The sequence below is a fragment of the Streptomyces sp. NPDC051217 genome, assembly GCF_044455465.1.
Classification (GTDB): Bacteria; Actinomycetota; Actinomycetes; order Streptomycetales; family Streptomycetaceae; genus Streptomyces.
On the sequence record NZ_JBITEV010000007.1, the window covers coordinates 196,265 to 211,781 of the forward strand.

11 protein-coding genes are annotated in these 15,517 nt (G+C 70.5%); 6 read left to right on the forward strand and 5 right to left on the reverse strand.

Annotated features, from left to right (window positions below):
* Positions 1-10: 10 nt before the first annotated feature.
* Positions 11-2,428, reverse strand: coding sequence for an AbfB domain-containing protein (locus ACIBBB_RS18390; RefSeq protein WP_398983124.1), 2,418 nt, complete (start codon positions 2,426-2,428; stop codon positions 11-13).
* A 227-nt stretch (positions 2,429-2,655) separates the two neighbouring features.
* Between ACIBBB_RS18390 and ACIBBB_RS18395 the strand changes: the two genes are divergently transcribed.
* Positions 2,656-2,970, forward strand: coding sequence for a nuclear transport factor 2 family protein (locus ACIBBB_RS18395; RefSeq protein ID WP_398983126.1), 315 nt, complete (start codon positions 2,656-2,658; stop codon positions 2,968-2,970).
* 142 nt (positions 2,971-3,112) lie between these two features.
* Positions 3,113-3,613, forward strand: a complete 501-nt coding sequence (locus tag ACIBBB_RS18400) for a hypothetical protein (protein ID WP_398983128.1) — start codon at positions 3,113-3,115, stop codon at positions 3,611-3,613.
* Between the two features lie 39 nt (positions 3,614-3,652).
* Here the strand turns inward: ACIBBB_RS18400 and ACIBBB_RS18405 are convergent, their stop codons facing one another.
* Positions 3,653-4,057: a cupin domain-containing protein gene (locus ACIBBB_RS18405; protein ID WP_398983130.1), complete on the reverse strand. Its 405-nt coding sequence runs from the start codon at positions 4,055-4,057 to the stop codon at positions 3,653-3,655.
* Positions 4,058-4,109: 52 nt separating this feature from the next.
* Here ACIBBB_RS18405 and ACIBBB_RS18410 point away from each other — a divergent pair, with 52 nt between their 5' ends.
* Positions 4,110-5,111 (forward strand): GlxA family transcriptional regulator, encoded by a 1,002-nt coding sequence (locus ACIBBB_RS18410; protein ID WP_398983132.1) that lies wholly within the window; start codon positions 4,110-4,112, stop codon positions 5,109-5,111.
* A gap of 47 nt (positions 5,112-5,158) precedes the next feature.
* Here the strand turns inward: ACIBBB_RS18410 and ligA are convergent, their stop codons facing one another.
* A complete protein-coding gene (gene ligA / locus ACIBBB_RS18415; protein WP_398983393.1) occupies positions 5,159-7,282 on the reverse strand; it encodes an NAD-dependent DNA ligase LigA in 2,124 nt (707 codons plus the stop codon).
* A gap of 103 nt (positions 7,283-7,385) precedes the next feature.
* Positions 7,386-8,321 (reverse strand): hydroxymethylbilane synthase, encoded by a 936-nt coding sequence (hemC, locus tag ACIBBB_RS18420; RefSeq protein ID WP_398983134.1) that lies wholly within the window; start codon positions 8,319-8,321, stop codon positions 7,386-7,388.
* Positions 8,322-8,708: 387 nt separating this feature from the next.
* On the opposite strand from hemC, the gene ACIBBB_RS18425 reads away from it, so the two are divergent.
* Positions 8,709-9,917: a cytochrome P450 gene (locus ACIBBB_RS18425; RefSeq protein ID WP_398983136.1), complete on the forward strand. Its 1,209-nt coding sequence runs from the start codon at positions 8,709-8,711 to the stop codon at positions 9,915-9,917.
* 10 nt (positions 9,918-9,927) lie between these two features.
* Positions 9,928-11,055: a type III polyketide synthase gene (locus ACIBBB_RS18430; protein WP_398983138.1), complete on the forward strand. Its 1,128-nt coding sequence runs from the start codon at positions 9,928-9,930 to the stop codon at positions 11,053-11,055.
* Positions 11,056-11,145: 90 nt separating this feature from the next.
* Here the strand turns inward: ACIBBB_RS18430 and ACIBBB_RS18435 are convergent, their stop codons facing one another.
* Positions 11,146-11,481 (reverse strand): trypco2 family protein, encoded by a 336-nt coding sequence (locus ACIBBB_RS18435; RefSeq protein ID WP_398983140.1) that lies wholly within the window; start codon positions 11,479-11,481, stop codon positions 11,146-11,148.
* A 62-nt stretch (positions 11,482-11,543) separates the two neighbouring features.
* On the opposite strand from ACIBBB_RS18435, the gene ACIBBB_RS18440 reads away from it, so the two are divergent.
* Positions 11,544-15,476, forward strand: coding sequence for a tetratricopeptide repeat protein (locus tag ACIBBB_RS18440; RefSeq protein WP_398983142.1), 3,933 nt, complete (start codon positions 11,544-11,546; stop codon positions 15,474-15,476).
* Positions 15,477-15,517 lie beyond the last annotated feature (41 nt).

The following is a 15,517-nucleotide window of genomic DNA, read 5'->3' on the forward strand; positions in this document are numbered from 1 at the left end:
GCGCCCGCCGTCAGCCGGCCCAGGGGTTGTCGACGGACCAGGTCGTGTCTTCCGTGAACGTGACGGGGTTGTCCCAGGCACGCGCACCGCCCCGAGTCGCCATCCACACCTCCGAGTTGATGTGCCGCAGATAGGCGCCGGGCATGTTGTACGCCGCCAGCCGCACTCCCCCGGCGGCGGGCAGCGCGCAGAAGGTGGCGTCGGCCCGGAAGAGCGCCGATCCGTCGCCCGCCTCCTTGTACACGCGGAAGTCGCGGTGCCGCAGATACTGTCCGGAGAAGTTGCGGGACTCGAAGGAGTAGCAGCCGCTGCCCGCGAGCCCGGGGACGATCTTCCAGGTGGCGTCGTTCTTCAGGAGGGCGTCGCTGTTCGCGTCGACGGGCGCGGTGAAGGCGAGTCCGTCCTGATGGCGGAGGTACTTGCCGGTGTGACCGGGCGTCGTCACCCGCAGCGACTTGTTCTGGCCGGTGGGCAGCGTCACCGGTGGCGGCGGGTTGCGCGAGGCTTCGACGAGCGCGAGGTTGGCGGCCCGGAGCCGGACCGCGTCGACCTTGACCACCTGCCGGTCGTACGTCAGCAGGCCGTTGGCCTCGTTCTCGACATCGGTGATCTCGGTGTAGACGGACGCGGACAGTCCGCTGGGCATCTGATTCTCGCGGATGGTGTCGATCAGCCCGACGAGACGATTGTTCAGCGCGGCGACGCTCGCCTGGTCCTCGTAACTGAAACCGCCGCCGGGGTACCACTCGTGTCCGGGCACCTTCCAGCCGAGCCCGCCGAACTCGCCGAGGACGGCCGCGCGGGTGTCCGTCGGTGTCGTGGTGCCGGGCCCGACGTAGACGTGGTTGTCGATGACGTCGCCGTTCCCGCCGTCGACGGAGCCGCAGCAGTTGACGCCGCTCATGTTGTTGACGAGGCGGGAGGGGTCGTACGCCTTGACCTCGTTCGCGATCCGGGCCTGGTCGTACTGGCCCCAGCCCTCGTTCTGATTGACCCACATGACCAGTGACGGCGAGCTGCGGTGCTGGTCGATGATCCGGTCGTACTCCGCCTCCCACTGCACACGCGCGGCGCTGTCCGGGGTCCGGGTGTCCATCGCCGGCATGTCCTGCCACACGAGCAGCCCGAGCCGGTCCGCCCAGTAGAACCACCGCTGCGGCTCCACCTTGATGTGCTTGCGGACCATGTTGAAGCCGAGGTCCTTGTGCTTCTGGAGGTCGTACCGCAACGCCTCGTCACTGGGCGCGGTGTAGATGCCGTCCGGCCAGTAGCCCTGGTCGAGTGTGCCGGTCTGGAAGACGAACGCGCCGTTGAGCAGCGGGCGTTGGACGCCGCCGACCTTGCCGACGGAGATCGAGCGCATCCCGGCGTAGCTGCCGACCGAGTCGACGGTCGTGCCGCCCGTACCCGACAGCAGGTCGGCCTTCACGTCGTACAGGAACGGATCCTCGGGGGTCCACAGGCGCGGGTTCAAGATCGCCACCGAGAACTGGCTGTTCACGGGGCCGGTGGCGGTGGACACGGTCGTGCCGCCGGAGGAGACCGTCACCCTCGCGGTCTGGCCGGCGATGCCGGCGCCGCGGACGGTCACCTTCAGCGTGCTGTCGGAGAGGCTGGGCACCAGGTCGAGCCGGGTGATGTGCGCGGAGGCGGTGGGCTCCAGCCAGACGGTCTGCCAGATGCCGGACGCCGCGGTGTAGAAGATGCCTCCGCCGGGGTGCGGCGTGACGTCGTTGATCCGCTGTTTGCCGACGGCCTGGCCGCCGGTCTGGGAGGGGTCGAATACGGAGACGACGACGGTGTTGGTGCCCGCTGTCAGGAGCGGCGTGATGTCGTAGGTGAACGCGTCGAAGCCGCCGCTGTGGGCCGCTCCGGCCTGCCGGCCGTTGACCCAGACCGTGGTCTGCCAGTCACTGGCCCCGAAGTTCAGCTGGACGCGGCGGCCGTTCCAGTCCGCCGGCACGGTGAAACTCCGCTTGTACCAGAGCTTGTCGCTCTGGGTGATCTTGCGCTGGATGCCGGACAGGGCCGACTCGGCGACGAACGGGACCCTGATCTGCTCGGGGAACGTGGCGGGCTGACCGGCGTTCGCGCCGGTGACCGCGAAGTCCCAGATGCCGTTGAGGTTGACCCAGTCGGGGCGGGTGAGCTGGGGGCGCGGATACTCCGGCAGCGGGTCGTCGACCGGCACCTGATTCGTCCACGGGGTGGTCATCGGGGACGGTTTGGGCTCCCAGGCGGCGGGCTTCGCCTCGGCGGGGCCGGCGGCCATCACCAGGCTCGCGCACAGAAGCAGCAGGGCGCCGAGCCAGGCGGTCCCGCGGTTCCGGGGACTGCCGGCATTCCTGACACTCCTGACGGTGGGGGTGCGGGGAGCTGTGGGGGTGGGGCGTGGCAGCGAGGCGTACGGGTCGTACGAGGCATGCATGGTCGATTGCCCTCCTCGGTCATACGGGCGAGGACGGTGCTGATGCGGCCCGTAGGCATCTTTTACATCGTTGGAAGTGGGCTGTACACCCTCCTCGCGGGCCCGGTTCCGCCGGGCTGCGGGGCGCCGCGGCAGGCGTGATGATGGCACTGCCCGAGGCACCGTCCGTGCGGCGGGCGGTGCCATCGACGTACACGCGACCACCCCAGTCACCAGGAGGACCACTCATGAGCGTCATCCCCGAAGACCCGACGGTCGCCGCGTTCGTCTCGGCGATCAACGCCGGCGATCGCGATGCGCTGTTCGCCCTTCTGACCCCGGACGCCACGATGTCCGACGACGGAAGCGAACGGGACCTCGCGGGCTGGGTGGACAAGGAGATCTTCTCCGCCGACGGCCGCATGGATGTCGAGACCGCCTCGGACGAGGGCCGCGCCCTGAAGGCCGCGTTCACGAACGCGACGTACGGCACCATGCGGACGCGCTGGGCCTTCACCGTCACCGACGGCCGTATCAGCCGCTTCGAGACGGGTCAGGCGTAGAGGGTCCGTCTCGTCGGTCATGCCAACAGCTTTCGGCCTCCGTCGCGGTTGAGGCCGAGCGCAACGATGAGTCCGGGACGGTTTCCGAGTCAGTACCGCCACAGGGGCAGCAGTGCCGACGAACCGCGAAGAGGAGAAACCGATGCGCCATCCGACACCCCACCCCGCGCTGAGCCGCCTGGACGCTCTCGTGGGCGAGTGGGACATGTGGGCGGCCGGGCACCGGGCGGGTCCGGTGCGGACCGAGTTCGCCTGGCTGGAGGGCGGCGCTTTTCTGGTCCAGCGCGCGGACCTGGGGCCCTCGACGGCGCTTCCGCCGGAGTGGGGAGAGAACGCACCGTTCCCCACGAGCACGATCATCGGCTACGACGACACCGCCGACGAGTTCACGACGCTGTACGCCGACGGCCGGGGCGTCGCGCGCGTCTACCGTACGAGCCTGACCGCCGGCGTCTGGAAGCAGTGGCGCGCGGCACCGGGCTTCCACCAGCGGTTCACCGGGACCTTCGACGAGGCCGGCGAAACGATCAGTGGCGGCTGGGAACGGTCGGAGGACGGGGAGTTCTGGGCGTCCGACTTCGACGTGACGTACGTCCGGCCCGGGGTCCGTCCGCCGCCGTCGTCGTCGGACGGCCCGGCATAGGGCGTACGGTCCGGGACGGCGGCGAACGCGCGAGCGCCGTCAGGCGCCGAGTCGGTGGCCCGTCGTCGCGTCGACATGGTCCGGGATCTCGTCGTGCCGGTCGCCGACCGTCGACGTCCCGGAGGGCTCGAACATCATGATCGCCGTGGGGGAGGCGGCGTACGGCTTGTGCTCCGTGCCACGGGGGACGGTGAACACCGCTCCCCGCGGCAGCACGACCGTGCGCTCGCCCGCGGGCTCGCGCAACGCGATGTGGAGTTCCCCTTCGAGTACCAGGAAGAACTCGTCGGTGTCCTCGTGGACGTGCCAGACATGCTCGCCCTCGACCTTGGCGACGCGTACGTCGTAGTCGTTGACGCGCGTCACGATACGAGGGCTCCACAGGGCGTCGAAGGAGGTCAGCGCCTTGTCGAGGGAGATGGGCCGGTCGGTTTCATCGCTCATGCGTCCATGCTCGCCGGTTCCGCGCCGCCGAGGTGAGTGCTAGGAATTGCATATGGCGAAAGATTTCTCGCAAGGCCCGCGCTCGGGCGGCCCTCGGCGAACTCACCGGGTCGTGGTGATCGTGGACGAGAACTCGAACCCCTTCGAGCTCGGTTGCGCGACCGAGATCTTCGGCCTGCGCAGGCCCGAGATCGGGCGTGATCTCTACGACTTCCGCCTCTGCTCCCCCGAGCCGGACACCCTGATGCGGGACGGATTCTTCACGCTCACCGGGGTCGCCGAGCTGGCGGTGGCCGACACGGCGGACACCTTGATCGTCCCCAACCGGCCCGACGTCGAGGTGCCCCGCCGCACGGCCGTGCTCGACGCCGTGCGGCGGGCCCACGCGCGCGGCGCGCGCCTTGTCGGCTTCTGCAGCGGCGCGTTCACCCTGGCCGAGGCCGGAGTCCTGGACGGGCGCCGGGCCACGGCGCACTGGCAGTGGGCGGACTCCTTCCGGGCCCGCTTCCCCTCCGTATCGCTCGAATCGGATGTGCTGTTCGTGGATGACGGCGACATCCTCACAGCGGCGGGGAGCGCCGCCGCGCTCGACCTCGGGCTGCATGTGGTCCGCCGCGACCACGGCGCCGAGGTCGCCAACTCCGTGAGCCGGCGGCTGGTCTTCGCGGCACACCGGGACGGCGGGCAGCGGCAGTTCGTGGAGCGTCCGGTGCCCGACCTGCCGGACGAGTCGCTGGCACCCGTGCTGGCCTGGGCGCAGGAGCGGCTGGACTCCCCGCTCGCGGTGGCGGACCTCGCGGCGCGCGCGTCGGTGAGCGCCGCGACGCTGCACCGCCGCTTCCGGGCGCAACTGGGCACGACGCCGCTGGCGTGGCTCACCGGTGAACGGGTCGCCCTGGCCTGCCGGTTGATCGAACGGGGCGAGTCACGCTTCGAGCTGGTCGCGCGGCGCAGCGGCCTCGGCACGGCCACGAATCTGCGGACACTGATCCGCCGCGAGACCGGCCTGACACCGTCGGCCTACCAGCGCCGCTTCGGCACCGGCCCGACCTGACGCCGGCGGTTCCGCGCACCGCCCCCACCCGCCGGACGCCCACCGCGTCACCGACCCGCAGCGTCGGCCCCGTCGCCGTCGCCGTCGAGAAGCTCCGCGATCAGCTCCGCGAACTCGTCCGGCGAGGCTATGCGCGTACCGAGCTGTTCGGCCTTCTCCCTCTTGGATCCGGCGTTCTCTCCCGCGACCAGCAAGGACGTGCGCTTGGAGACACTGGAGGAGGACTTGCCGCCCGCCCGCTCGATCAGTTCGTTCATCTGGTTGCGCGAAAGCTTCTCCAGGGGTCCCGTCATCGCGCCCGAGACGACCACGGTCATACCGTCCAACGGTCCGCCCCGGGCCGCGACTTCGCCGTCCTCGGAAACCGTCGGATCGTCGGACGGGGGCGTGGCGCCGGGCTCGATCATGTTGACCCCGGCGGCGCGCATCTTCTCGATGAGCTCCGCCAGCTCGGCCAGCTCCGCCACGATCGTCGGGGCCTTCTCCACCCCGATCCCGTCGACACGCCGCATCGCCTCCTCGTCAGCGGAGCACAACAGGTCCATCGAGGCGAAGTGCCGTGCGATCCGGCGGGACATGGAGCGGCCGGTGCCGCGTACGCCGAGGGCGGCCAGTACGCGGGACAGCGGCTGCCCCTTGGCCCGCTCGATCGCGTCCAGGAGATTGTCCGTACTGGTCTCGCCCATCCGGTCGAGGCCGAGGACCTGCTCGCGGGTGAGGGTGAACAGATCGCCGATGTCCGCGATGAGACCGGAGTCGACGAGCTGGACGACGCGGGTCGCGCCCAGCCCCTCGATGTCGAACTGGTCGCGTCCGGCGGCGTACGAGATGGAGGCGACGACATGGCAGTCACGGCCCCGGACACAGCGCCACCGCTGCTCCGAGGTGTCGATCTCCGAGCCGCACTGGGGGCACACCTCGGGGAAGACGATGGCCTTCTCGTCGCCGGTACGCAGGTGCGCCACGGGCGCCTCGACCCGGGGGATGATGTCGCCCGCCTTGTACACCATCACGTGGTCGCCGATCCGCAGGTCACGGCGGGTGATGTCGTTCGGGTTGTGGAGGGTGGCGTAGGCGACGGTCGATCCGTCTATCTCGACCGGTTCAAGGACGGCTCGGGGCGCGATGGTGCCCGTCCTGCCGACGTTCCACTCCACCTCCAGCAACCGTGTCACCTTCTCGACCGCCGGAAGCTTCCAGGCGATGGCCCAGCGGGGCGCGCGGGAGCCCGATCCGGCGGCAAGCTGGTCCGCGGCGGCGTCGGCCTTGATGACGATGCCGTCGATACCGAACGGCAGCTCCGCCCGGAGGGCCGCGATCTCCTCCACGCGGACGCGTACGGCCTCGGCGTCGGTCACCGTCCTGGGCGGAACGGTGGTGCCGGCCGTCGTGTGCACGCCCAGACCCGCCACGTACGTGAGCACCTCGCCGTGCGGCAGCTCGGCGAACGAGGCTGCCAGGTCAGCACCGATTTCGGCGAGGGGCAGGGCCGCGTACGCGAAGAACGTCATCTCCACCTGGTACGGACGGTCCTTGGCCCTGACGCTGCCGGCCGCCGCGCTGCGCGGGTTCGCGAACGGCGTCCCGCCGTGGCTCGTGCGGAGCGTGTTGGCCTGTTCGAACTGGTCGGTGGTCATCAGGACCTCGCCCCGCACTTCGAGCGTGAGGGGCTCCGTGAGCCGGTCGGGCAGGCCCATGATCATCCCGATCGCGTGCGAGACGTCCTCGCCCGCCAGCCCGTCCCCGCGGGTGATGAGCCGGGCCAGCCGGCCCTCCTCGTACCTGGCGGCGACGGCCAGGCCGTCCAGCTTCGGCTCGACGCTCCAGCGCTCGACCGGGCGCCCGATCCGCCGCTCCACCGACGCGGCCCAGACGGTGAACTCGTCACCGCCGAAAACGTTGTCCAGGGACAGCATCGGCACCGTGTGCGGTACGTCCCCGACGACCGCGCCGCCCGCCACCTTCCCGCTGGGCGAGTCGGCGGCGATCTCGTCGGGATGGGCCTCCTCGTAGGCGGCTATTCCCCGCGCCAGACGGTCGTAGGCGTCGTCGTCCAGGGCGCTCTCGCCCGTCGCGTAGTAGGCGGCGGCGGCCTTCGTCGCGGTCTCGACCGCGACAGCGTAGGCGGCTGCGTCGACAAGTACGGCTGCGGGTGTCGTCATGTCCCTCATCTTGCCGCCCACCACTGACAATGCTCCTGCCCGAGCTGCGGCCAGGGGTCCGACCAGGCGCTCTGGCAGTGATGGGCGCCGACGACGACGCGCGAGAGGGAACTCAGTGCGCGATCGAGTCGATCAGCTCGCGCGCCCCCTGCCGGAGCAGGGCCACGGCCACCGACGTGCCGAGGGTCGCCGGATCGAGCGGGCCCGCCCACTCGTGCGCGTTGAGGACCGTCTTGCCGTCCGGGGTGAAGACCCGGGCGCGCAGGGAGAGCCCGCCGCTGCGCTCCGCGTGCGCGAAGCCGGCGATCGGGCTGTTGCAGTGCCCCTGGAGGACATGGAGGAACATCCGCTCGGCGGAGGCTTCCTTGTAGGTGTCCGGGTCGCCGAGCGCGGAGACGGCGTCGATGGTGTCGGTGTCGTCCTCGCGGCACTGGAGGGCGAGGATCCCGGCGCCGATGGGCGGGCACATGAGATCCACCGGAAGGGCTTCGGTGATGGCGTCGGTGCGCCCGATCCGCTCCAGGCCCGCGACGGCCAGCAGCAGGGCGTCGGCCTCGCCGGCCGCGAGCTTCTCCAGCCGGCGGTTGGCGTTCCCGCGCATCGGCACGCAGATGAGGTGCGGGTGGGAGGCGGCGAGCTGGGCGACGCGCCGGACGGACGACGTACCGATCCTGGTGCCCGCGGGCAGTTCGTCGAGGGTGCGTCCGCCGGGGTGGACGAGGGCGTCGCGGATGTCGTCCCTCTTCAGGAAGGCGGCGAAAACCGTCCCTGCGGGCAGCGGCCGGTCGGCGGGCACGTCCTTGACGCAGTGCACCGCGAGGTCGGCCTGCCCGGCGAGGAGGGCGGCGTCGACCTCCTTGGTGAAGGCGCCCTTCCCTTCCACCAGCGAGAGGTCGCCCATCCACTTGTCGCCGGTCGTCTTGACCGGGACGACCTCGGTCGCGATGCCGGGGTGGAGCGCGGCCAGTTCGGCACGCACTCGCTCCACCTGTGCGAGCGCCATCGGCGAGTCGCGGGAGACGATGCGGATCAGTTCAGGGGTGGACATGGCGTTCACCCTAAAGCGTCGGGAGGGCGCTCCCGGCACCCGCCCCGGCCGCCCATCGCACCCGTGCGGAGCCCGCGTTGAACGCCTCGGTCAGGTGTACGAGCGAAGCGGCCCGCGCTCCGGCGCGTTCGCGGCCCCTACCACCCCGCCGGGCGCGCGCCGTGAGACTCCGCGGAGCGCTGTAAAGGCGCCATAAGCAGATGGCCGAACGTATGACGACGTCTCTTCGAAGCCCGCACACGGTGTCGGACCGAGTGTGCCCGAGTCCGCCGGTTACCCGTACAGGTGAGCTTGGCATCGCCGCGCATGGCGTCACTCCCCGCACGGAATGAACTCAAAGTTGCCAACGTCACCGTGAGTGACCATCCTTGCCGTGGGAGTGCTGTGATGACCGGCGTTGACTCAGTACAGACCTGTCCCTTCCGCCATGACGAGGCCCTGGAACCCGACCCCTTCATGACCCGGATGCGCATCGAGGCACCCGTCGCCCGTGTGCGTATGCCGTACGGCGAGGGCGAATGCTGGCTGGTGACCCGGTACGAGGACGTGAAGACCGTCACCTCGGACCGCCGCTTCAGCAGAGCCGCCCTGGTCGGGCGGGACTTCCCCCGGATCACTCCGGCGCCCATCGCGCAGTCCGAGTCGATCAACCTGATGGACCCGCCCGCGCTCAACAGGGTGCGCAAGCTGATCACCAAGGCCTTCACCACCCCACAGGTGGAGGCGCTGCGCCCGTGGACCCAGCGGACCGTGGACGCTCTGCTGGACACCATGGAAAAGAGCGGCGCTCCGGCCGACATCGCCGACCACCTCGCCGACCGGCTGCCGCTGATGACGATCTGCGAACTGCTGGACGTCCCGGAGGCGGACCGCCCCCAACTGCGGCAGCGCGCGATGGACATGATGTCCATGAACGCCGCCGACCGGAATTCGGCGGTCGAGGCGAAGGCATGGCTGCGGGCCTACTTCTCCGAGCTGACGGCGGAGAGGCGGCGGGCGCCCGGCGGGGACCTGATCAGCGGCCTCGCCACCGCGCGCATCGGCGACGAGATGCTCGACGCGGACGAACTCGCCGTGCTGGCCATGCTCCTGGTGATCACCGGCCACGACACCACCACGTACAACATCAGCAACATCGTCTACACGCTGCTGACCCAGCCCGAGCGCGCGGCCGAGCTGCGCGCCCGTCCCGAACTGCTCCCTCAGGCCCTTGAGGAGCTGCTGCGTCACATCCCCTTCCGCCAGGGCGTCGGCATCCCCCGCGTGGCGACGGAGGACGTCGAGTTCGACGGCGTCGTCATCAGGGCCGGCGACACGGTGCACGTGTCCTATCTGACGGCCAACCGTGACGAACTCGCCTACGACCGGCCGGACGAGCTCGACTTCCACCGTGAGAACCCCGCCGTGCACATGACCTTCGGCTACGGCAGCCACCACTGCCTGGGCGCCCACCTGGCGCGCATGGTGCTCCAAGTCGCCATCGGCACACTGCTCACCCGTTTCCCCGACCTTCGTCTGGCCGTCCCGGCGGAGGAGGTGCGGTGGAACACCGTCTCGATCTGGCGATACCCGCTCGCCCTGCCGGTCACCTGGTAAGGAGCTGATCATGGCAACTCTGTGCAGGCCCGCCATCGCCGTCCCCGAGCACGTCATCACGCTGGAACAGACCGTGGAACTCGCACGGGAACTCCACCCCGACCACCCTCAGCTCGAACTCGCCGTACGGCTCATCACCAACACCGGTGTCCGGACAAGACGTCTGGTGCAGCCCATCGAGACGACGCTCAAGCATCCGGGCTTCACCACCCGTAACGCCGTCTACGAGGCCGAGGCGAAGACCCGGGTGCCGGAGGCGGTACTCCGGGCCCTGGACCACGCCGAACTGACACCGCGGGACATCGACATGATCGTCTACGTGTCGTGCACCGGCTTCATGATGCCCTCGATGACCGCGTGGCTCATCAACACCATGGGCTTCAGATCGGAGACCCGGCAGCTGCCGATCGCTCAACTGGGCTGCGCCGCGGGCGGTGCGGCCATCAACCGGGCGCACGACTTCTGCTCCGCGTACCCGCGGTCGAACGTACTGATCGTGGCCTGCGAGTTCTGCTCGCTCTGCTACCAGCCGACGGACCTCGCGGTGGGCAACCTGCTCTCCAACGGTCTCTTCGGGGACGCCGTCGCCGCCGCCGTGGTACGCGGCGAGGGAGGCACCGGCGTACGGCTGGAGCGCAACGGCTCCCATCTGGTGCCCGACACGGAGGACTGGATCTCCTACGCGGTGCGTGACACCGGATTCCACTTCATGCTCGACAAGCGGGTGCCCGGCACCATGTCCGTACTCGCGCCCGCCATGCGGGAGATGGCGGAGCCGCACAACTGGGACGTCTCCGGACTGGACTTCTACATCGTGCACGCCGGAGGGCCCAGAATCCTTGACGACCTCTGCCAGTACCTCGACGTGGGGGCGGAGATGTTCCGCTACAGCAGAGCGACCCTCACCGAGCGCGGCAACATCGCGAGCGCCGTCGTCTTCGACGCGCTGGACCGCCTCTTCGAGGACGGTGGTGCCGAGCACGGGGCGCGCGGGGTGATCGCCGGCTTCGGTCCCGGCATCACGGCCGAACTGACCCTCGGCACCTGGTCGGTGGGTGGTCGGGAGAGCGGTCGGATCGAGCGGGAAGTGATCCTTCCGACGCCGGTCCTGATGGCGGGCTCGGACGCGGCCGGCTGATCCGGGGCGGCATCCGGGCCGCTGACTTCCTCAGGTGCCGGACGGGACCAGCGTCCCGTCCGGCACCTCGGGGTGCGAGCCCAGGCGCGGCTATCTCTGGCCGCCCACCCTGAAGCCCCCTCCTGCCGACGGGTCGTCCCGGTCGTGCGGCATCAACTCGATCTCGATGCGGTGCATACTCTCGCGCGCCGCCGTCCCGCCCGCCTCCGCCGTGACGATGCCGATGTTCAGCCCGCCCTTGCCGGTGCCCTCGCGCCGTACCTGCACGGAGAATTCGACGTGCACCCGCTCCACCCGGAACTGGAGCCTGCTGTCACGGCCGCCCCGCTGTGCCTCTTCCAGCTCCTCGCGGATCCGGCCGATCACCTCGGCGAGACCGACGGTCTCCGCGCCGTCGTGCCCGCCACGCCCACCACGCCCGCCCATTCCGACCCCCTCGTTACACAGCGGGGGTCAGTTGTCACACCCCGTGGTTATTGTTGAGCAGTATGAGGCAGCTGGAGACCACGGCCAACTCCCCGTCGCTGGAGGACCCTTGGCGGGTCCGGCTGGTCGAGGGGGAGAACAGCGCGACCCCGCCGCTCGGCGCGGGCGTGCTGCTGCCCGGCGGGCTGGTACTCACCTGCGCCCATGTGGTGCTGTCCAAACCCCGCGGCAGGACGGACGGTTCAGCGCAAGCGAGCCGGCGCGACGATCCGCCCCGGCCGGTCGAGCCGCTGTACGCGGAGTTCCCCGGCACTCACGCGGACCCACCCCTGCGGCTGCGCGCCGAGGTGCTGGCCGACCAGCTCAGACCACCGACCTCGAACTTCAGCGCCGACATCGCACTGCTGCGACTGGCCTCCGTGCCTCCGGTGGAGACGGCCGTCCTGCACCGCCAGATCCCGGCGCTCAACGAACTGGTGCACTCCGTCGGCTATACGGACGAGCTGCCCGGCGGCGAGACCATCAACGCCCGGCTCATGGGGCGCGGCGGCCCCGCCCGGTATTCCGAGTGGGTCCAGCTCAATCCGGTCGACGAGTCGTTCGCGGTGCGCCCCGGGTACAGCGGCGGCGGTGTGGTCCACACCCGCACGGGCGGGGTCATCGGCATCATGACGTACAGATACAAGGACCACCGGTTCTCGGTCGACTACGCGTACATGATCCCGACCGAGACGATTCTGCGGTATCTGTCGGTCCTGCGGCCCCGGTCGGCCCATCACCGGGACGAGTTGAAGGTGACGGGGCGCGCAGCCCTGTCGCACACCATCCCGTTCGATCCGCCCAGGAGTGGTTCGAACCGCGCTGTCGCCCTGCGCCGCAAGGTGACCCACTGGCTCACCGACGCGGCTCCGGCGACGGGCGCGACATCGGCCCCCGCCCCGGTCTCGGACCCGGTGTCCGGGGCCGACCCGGCGGCCGGCAGGCGGACGGCCACGGAACCGGTGGAGCTGATCTTCGCCCGTGACGGTCGTCCCGACGACATCTCGGCGATCTACGCCACGCTCAACCTCGCCGACCGTGAACGCAATCCGCGGCCGGCCGACCGGGGCGACGCCACCGGACCGCCGGTCGGCTCGATCGACATGGCCGTGGACGCGCAGGGCCGGACGGCCGGAGAGCTCATCGCCCGCACCGCCGAGCGCATCGGCCTGGTGGGTCCGTCAGGACTCACCGGACCGGACGAACAGCACGGACCGTACGAGCATGAGGAGCGAAAGGAGCACCAGGGGCGAGAGGAGCGAGAGGGACCGGACGAGCACGATCGCCTGCTGGCGCGGATCGCCGGGGACAGCCCGCCGATCTCCGCCGCCTTCCTCTCGGTCGACAGGGCGGCCCCGACCGGCGAGGCGGCGTTGCCGCTGCTCAAAGCGTTGCGGAAGGGCCGGCTGACCCGGTTGCTGCTTGTCTTCCGCGACCCGGCGTCCCCGCTGCTCGAAGGCGTCGTGGACACGCTGCTCGACGACGCGTGGGCCGAGCGCCGCACGACTGCCGTCGCGGCGCGACTGGCCGTGCTCGCCGAGCTGGAGAAGAGGTTCCGCAGGCTGTACGCGCACTCCGGCGACCGAGGCATCACCGACGCGCCCCGACCGGTGTACCGCCAACTGTCCTCCCGGCTGGCCGAGTTGCTTACGGACGGCGAGGTACCGCACAAGAGCGCCGCCCTCGCGTACGACCTCTTCCTGCTCGACATCGCCGTCGAGGAAGCCGTCCAGGGGACCGGGGCCGCCGTACAGCTCCTCGACCGCCCCAATTCACCGGGGGAGTACGTCGTGAATCCGTCCGGTGGCGGCCTCACCGATCTGCCGCACATCACCGTCGACGATCCCGACGCCTTCGTCGAGCCCGAGCCCGAGGCCGACCCAAAGGCTCCGGCGGAGCCGGAGGCCGGTCTCGTACGCGGCCAGGAACTGCACCAGCAGTACAAGGTCGTCGGACTCCTCGGCGAGGGCAGTTACGGCCAGGTGTATCTGGCCCGCGACCAGATGCTGGACAACCGTCCGGTGGCTCTGAAGGGCGTACGGGATCCCGACGACCCGACCGACCGGTGGATCTCCCGTCTCGAACTGCTCCGGCTGGTCAGCCTCAACCACCCTTCGATCATCAAGGTGTTCAACTACGCCCGGCATCCCGGCCGCCCCGAAGAGCCCGAACACCCGGCGAACAAGGCCCGGTTCATCGTGATGGAGTTCGCGGACGGGGCGCCGCTCCAGTGGGTCGCCGAGCAGATCGCGCGCGACGCGGCGCCGTTCGACGGCTATCGCGTCCATGAGTTCATCGCCGGCTACGGACTGCTGATCCTGGACGCGCTCCGCTATCTGCACGAAGACGAGGGCTTCGTCTACGGCGACCTGTCCCTCACCAACGTCATCCACTGCGGCAACGGCATCAAGCTCATCGACGTCGCGGGCGTACGGAAGATCGGCCACGCCGGCCCGGTCACCTATCCGGCCCCCGAACTCGGCAGTTCCACCAAGGTGACGGTGGCGGCGGACCTGTACGCGGTCGGGGCCGTCCTCCAGGAACTGCTCGACCGGGTCCCCGCGCGCCCCGCCGACCTCGGCACGACCTCACTCCAGCGCGTCCTGCACCGGGCACGGGCTCCGCGCCCCGAGGACCGGTTCGCCGACGCGCAGGAGATGTCCGTCCAGCTCCGCGGCGTACTGCGCGAGTTGCGCTCGCTGCGCCTCGACGAGGAGACGTTCGAGCCGTCACCGCTGTTCTCGGTCGCGCCCGCCGCGCTCGACGGCGCACTCGGCAAGGCGCCACCCCTCGAACAGTGGCGGCACGGCGGAAACGACAAACGGCCCCTGGCCATACGGCCGCCGGAACCGGCCGAGGTGGCCGTCGGCCTTCCCGTGCCCAAGGTGAGCCCCCAGGACCCCAACTGGAAGGAGCTTCAGCGCACGTCGTACGACGATCCGGCCGGACTGCTCCAACTCAGCGCCGACTGGCAGCTCTCTCCCGAGCTGGCACTGCTGCGCTGCCGTCTCCACCTGGAGGTGGGCCGCTACCAGTCGGCCGACGCGGGCAGACATCTGGCGTCGGCCACGGCCGAGTTGAGGCGGGCCGAGGCCGCCGTCGGCAGCTTGGCCGAGTCCGACTGGCGGCTGCGCTGGCACCAGGGTCTGCTCCATCTCGCCGGAAACGACACAGCGTCGGCGCTGCGAGACTTCGACCAGGTCTACGCGGCGATTCCCGGCGAGTACGCACCCAAGCTCGCGCTCGGCTACTGCCACGAGGTCCTCGACCGCCCGCGGGAGGCGATGGTCTTCTACAGCGCGGTGTGGAAGCGCAACCACGCGCTGGGCAGCGCCGCCTTCGGCCTCGCCCGTATCCATCTGGCCGACGGCGACACCCGGCTCGCCCTCGGCCGGCTCGAAGCCGTTCCCGCCGACTCGCGGCATCGCACCGCCGCCCGCACGGGCATGGCGCGTATCCACGCGGACCTGCCGGCCGACGGCGCTCCGCCGACGGTGGCCGCCGCCAAGAAGGCGTGCGAGGCCCTGCACCGGCTGGCCAGATACGAGGGACTGACGGACCGTCAGGCACAGGAGCGCCTGCGCACCGACCTGTTGGAGCTGTTGCTCCGACTGGTCGCCACTGCCCCGGAGGACCCGGGACCGGATCCGCTGCGCACGCTCCGCGAAGCGCTGGACGAGGAGATCCCGATGCCTCGCACCGAGCACGAGCTGCGCAAACAACTGGGTGCCGCCTATGAGCGGCTCTCCGAGCAGGTGCCCCGCACCGCCCTGCGCGAGCACACGACGCTGGAGAGAGCCCTGCTCGACAACGCGTACCGCACCCGGCCGTTCGCGTTCGCCCACAGCAGGGGCGAGCAACGCCAGGGCCGGCTGCGGGGCTGGCGGCCGGGCCGGCTGGGCGGCCGGGCACCGGACTCGTCGGCGGGGGCGGACGCCGCCACCGGGGAGCGGTGATGGGCCGCCGGTTCACCGTGCCCGCGTCGCTCCGGTCCGCC